Genomic DNA, 3,640 nt, shown 5'->3' on the forward strand with positions numbered 1-3,640 from the left:
GCACCGGCGATGCAAGTGCAACATGCCCGTCCGGCCTCACCAGATAGGCGGCGTCGCGCTGCAGGCCGGCTTTCGCCGCTGCTTCAGACCAGGCGAAGGCGTGCACCGGAACGCCGGTCGATGCCAGCATGGCCCGGAACTCGGCATTGGCCTCGCCATAGACATGCACCTGCCAGTCGAGCGAGCGCAGCGGCTCGAAATTGTCGCTACCTGGCATCGGCACATAGGGCAGGCGGTCGCCGCCGCTGATCTTGCCAGCTGTGCCCGAACTGATCGGGCCGGCGCGGTACTGGATCGCCGCCTGCGAGATGACGCCGAAGAAGGCGCGCGAACCATATGACGTCTGCAGCGCGATGTTCAGGATCTTCGGCATCAGATAGCGCCGGAACAGGCCGACGAGCCGCGAGCGGCTGGTGGCGATGCGGAAGGCCTGGTCCGTGCTCTCGATCAGCCTGTGGGCGAAGGCGATACGCTCCGGCTCGTAGCTGTCGAGCAGGCGCCGATCGGCTCGGCCCTGCACCACGGCGGCGAGCTTCCAGGCAAGGTTCACCGCGTCACCCATGCCGGTGTTCATGCCCTGGCCGCCGGCCGGACTATGGATGTGGCCGGCATCGCCGCAGAGGAACACCCGGCCAACGCGAAAATTCTCGGCGACGCGGTGATGGACCCGGTAGGTCGAGAACCAGTTGACCTCGTCGACGGTCACGCCAGTGTCGCGCTCGACGTCGGCGCGGATCGCCTCGAAGCTGATCGTCTCGTCCGCCTCATGCGCCTTCGGCACGATACCGATCAGCCGGATCGAGCCCGACTGCCTCACCGGCATGACGATGGCGAAACCGTAAGTGCTGATGGTCGTGTCCATGCCATTGCGCGTGATGTCGCCCCGGCCTTTCACGTCGGCGACATAGAAGGACTGTTCATAGGCGCCGCCGGGGAAGCGAATATTGAGCCCATGCCGCACGGCGCTGTGGGCGCCGTCGCAACCGGCGAGGTAGTCGGCGACGACGGTCTCCGTCTGGCCTTCTTTGCTCAGCGTCGCGATGACCGCATGGCCCTTGTCCTGGAACGCGACCAGCTCGGTGCCGCGTTCGACCTCGACGCCGGCGCGCTCCAGATGCGTGATCAGCACGCGTTCGTGGATGTCCTGCGGCAGCGCGAAGGCGAAGGAATAAGGGCTGATGCCGCGGCCGAAATCGGCCAGCGGCAGCCTTGCAGCGACGCCGGCCGGCGTGTGCACAGTGAGCTGCTCGATCTTCAGGCCGGCTTCGAGCACGTCATCGACGATGCCGATCTGGCGGTGGAACTCCAGCGTGCGCGCCTGGACGGCGAGCGCCCGCGAGGTCTCCCCCGGAGTGGTGGCCTTGTCGAAGACGCGCACGGGAACGCCAAGCCTGGTGAGCCAGAGCGCCAGCGTGAGGCCGGTCGGGCCGGCGCCGGCGATAAGGACCTTCGTCTTGGACATGGTCATTTTCCTTCTCCCTCAACGATACGGACTTTTTCGTGTTCCCGCAGCCGGTTTACGCCGGCTGTGACGACCAGATCGCCCTTGGCGAGCCCCTCGCTGACCACCACCCGATCGGTCTCGTAGCGGGCGACCGTGACGGGTTTGAGCTCGACAGCCGACGAGGCTGACACCACCCAGACGGCGGGCTGGCCACCCTTGTCGAAGAGCGCGCTGCCGGGCAGCTGCACGACTGGCGCACCCGCAATCTCGACGCGGCCGGCGACACTTGCGCCGAAGCGCATCTCATCCGGCGCGTTCTCGAGCGACACCTTCACCTGGAAGGTGCGGGTGGCAGCGTCGGCCATCGGCGCGATTTCGCGAACCGTGCCGGTCGTCGAGATTGCAGGATTGCTGAGCAGCGAGACGGTGACTGCGGGAATCTCTCGGCCGCCCCTTTCGCTGGCAAAGGCGGCTTCCGCGATCGAGAACACCGCGTCGCGGTTGCTCGGATCAGCAAGGCGTACCACCATCTGCCCGACATTGACCGACTGCCCGGCTTCTGCGCCGGTGGCGGTGACGATGCCATCGAACTCCGCACGCAGCTCGGTATAGCTGAGCTGGTCCTTGGCCATCGCGAAGGCGATGTTCGCTGATTTCAGCTTGGCCTCGGCCGAGCGCAGATTCTTCAGCGTCGCGTCGTGATTGGCGCGTGTCGTGAAACCCTTGGCGAGCAGGGCGCTGATGCGCGCTTCGGCAGCGCTGGCTTCGACCAGCACGGCCTGGGCCGCTGCGACATCGGCCTCGGCACTGGCCAGCCGATTGCGATAATCCTGGTCGTCGATGCGGGCGAGAATCTCGCCCTTCTTCACCGTCGCGCCAACCTCGGCGCTACGCTGGATGAGCTTGCCGGAAATGCGAAAACCGAGATCACTCTCCAGCCGCGGCTTGATCTCGCCGACGGCGACCCGGTTATCCACGGCGGGTGCCGGCGAGACCGAAACTGCCTTGACCAGCTTGGTCTCGGGCGTGGCAGGTGCGACGTTCGGAGCTTCGCTTGTGGCACCGTGCCAGACTGTTGCGGCCCCGCAGGCGAGGGCGACTATCGAGCCAGCGACGAGGCGGCGCCTGAGCGACTTGTTGTGATGCAATGCGGCAATCATGTTGTCTCCATGCCCAGATTTGTGGCCGCGCTTGGGAGGACGCGGCAGGCTGAAAATCTTGCTGGCTGCGAGGCAAACCGGTGTTTCGGCTGACTTGTGCCGGCCAGAACGTATTGCAATTTCGGCGGCGCGAAATCCCGAACGGTTTCTGAAAATTTTCCGATGTTTGGGTGAGATGGCCTTTTTTGCGTCGCCGCCGTCACATGCTGAACGGGCGCTCACACCGTCCAGAAATAGCGCACGATGTGGAAGAAGATCGGCGCGGCGAAGACCAGGCTGTCGGTGCGGTCGAGCATGCCGCCATGGCCCTCGATCAGATGGCCCCAATCCTTGACGCCCTGGTCGCGCTTGATGGCCGAGGCGACGAGGCCGCCGAGAAATCCCATCGTGCAGGCGACGAAGGCAACGGCCGAGGCCTGCAGCGGCGAGAAGGGCGTGATGAAGGCGAGCAGCGCGCCAAGCAGGCTCGACGCGACCAGCCCGCCGATCAGCCCCTCCCAGGTTTTCGACGGCGACACGTTCGGCGAGAAGCGGTGTTTTCCGAACAGCTTGCCGAAGATGTACTGCAGCACATCGCTGCCTTGCACGACGATAATCAGGAAGGCGATGAGCAGAAGGTTGCGGTCTTCGAAACCAGGCACGTTGAGCGTCAGCAAAGCTGGCACGTGGCTGACGCAATAGACCGAGATCATGATCGCCCATTGCTGCGCCGAGACACGCTCCAGAAAACGTTCGGTGTCGCCATGCAGCGCCGTGATCGCCGGCATCAGCAGGAAGCAGTAGACCGGGATGAAGATGACGAAGAGGCCGTACCAGGCAGTCCACACCAGCCAATACTGGAAGGGGATGACGATGCCGAACATGCCGAGCAATACCCAGTGGTCGCTGCGGCGGCTGTGCGTCAGCGTTACGAATTCGCGCAACGCCGCGAACGAGATCAGCGCGAACAGGATGGTCATGCCGTAACGGCCGAAGAAAAAGGCGACCGTCATCAGCGCCACCATCACCCACCAGGCATTGATGCGCTGGGTGAGAT

3 protein-coding genes are annotated in these 3,640 nt (G+C 64.7%); all 3 read right to left on the reverse strand.

Annotation, left to right across the window (positions count from 1 at the left end; all coding sequences use genetic code 11):
* Positions 1 to 1,462: FAD-dependent monooxygenase (locus EOA27_RS27360; RefSeq protein WP_189562125.1), on the reverse strand; the 1,462-nt coding region annotated here is incomplete at its 3' end.
* Between the two features lie 2 nt (positions 1,463 to 1,464).
* Positions 1,465 to 2,604, reverse strand: a complete 1,140-nt coding sequence (locus tag EOA27_RS27365; RefSeq protein WP_127257726.1) for an efflux RND transporter periplasmic adaptor subunit — start codon at positions 2,602 to 2,604, stop codon at positions 1,465 to 1,467.
* A gap of 218 nt (positions 2,605 to 2,822) precedes the next feature.
* Positions 2,823 to 3,640: phosphatidate cytidylyltransferase (locus EOA27_RS27370; protein WP_127257728.1), on the reverse strand; the 818-nt coding region annotated here is incomplete at its 5' end.

The sequence above is a fragment of the Mesorhizobium sp. M2A.F.Ca.ET.037.01.1.1 genome (genome assembly GCF_003998075.1).
GTDB lineage: Bacteria > Pseudomonadota > Alphaproteobacteria > Rhizobiales > Rhizobiaceae > Mesorhizobium.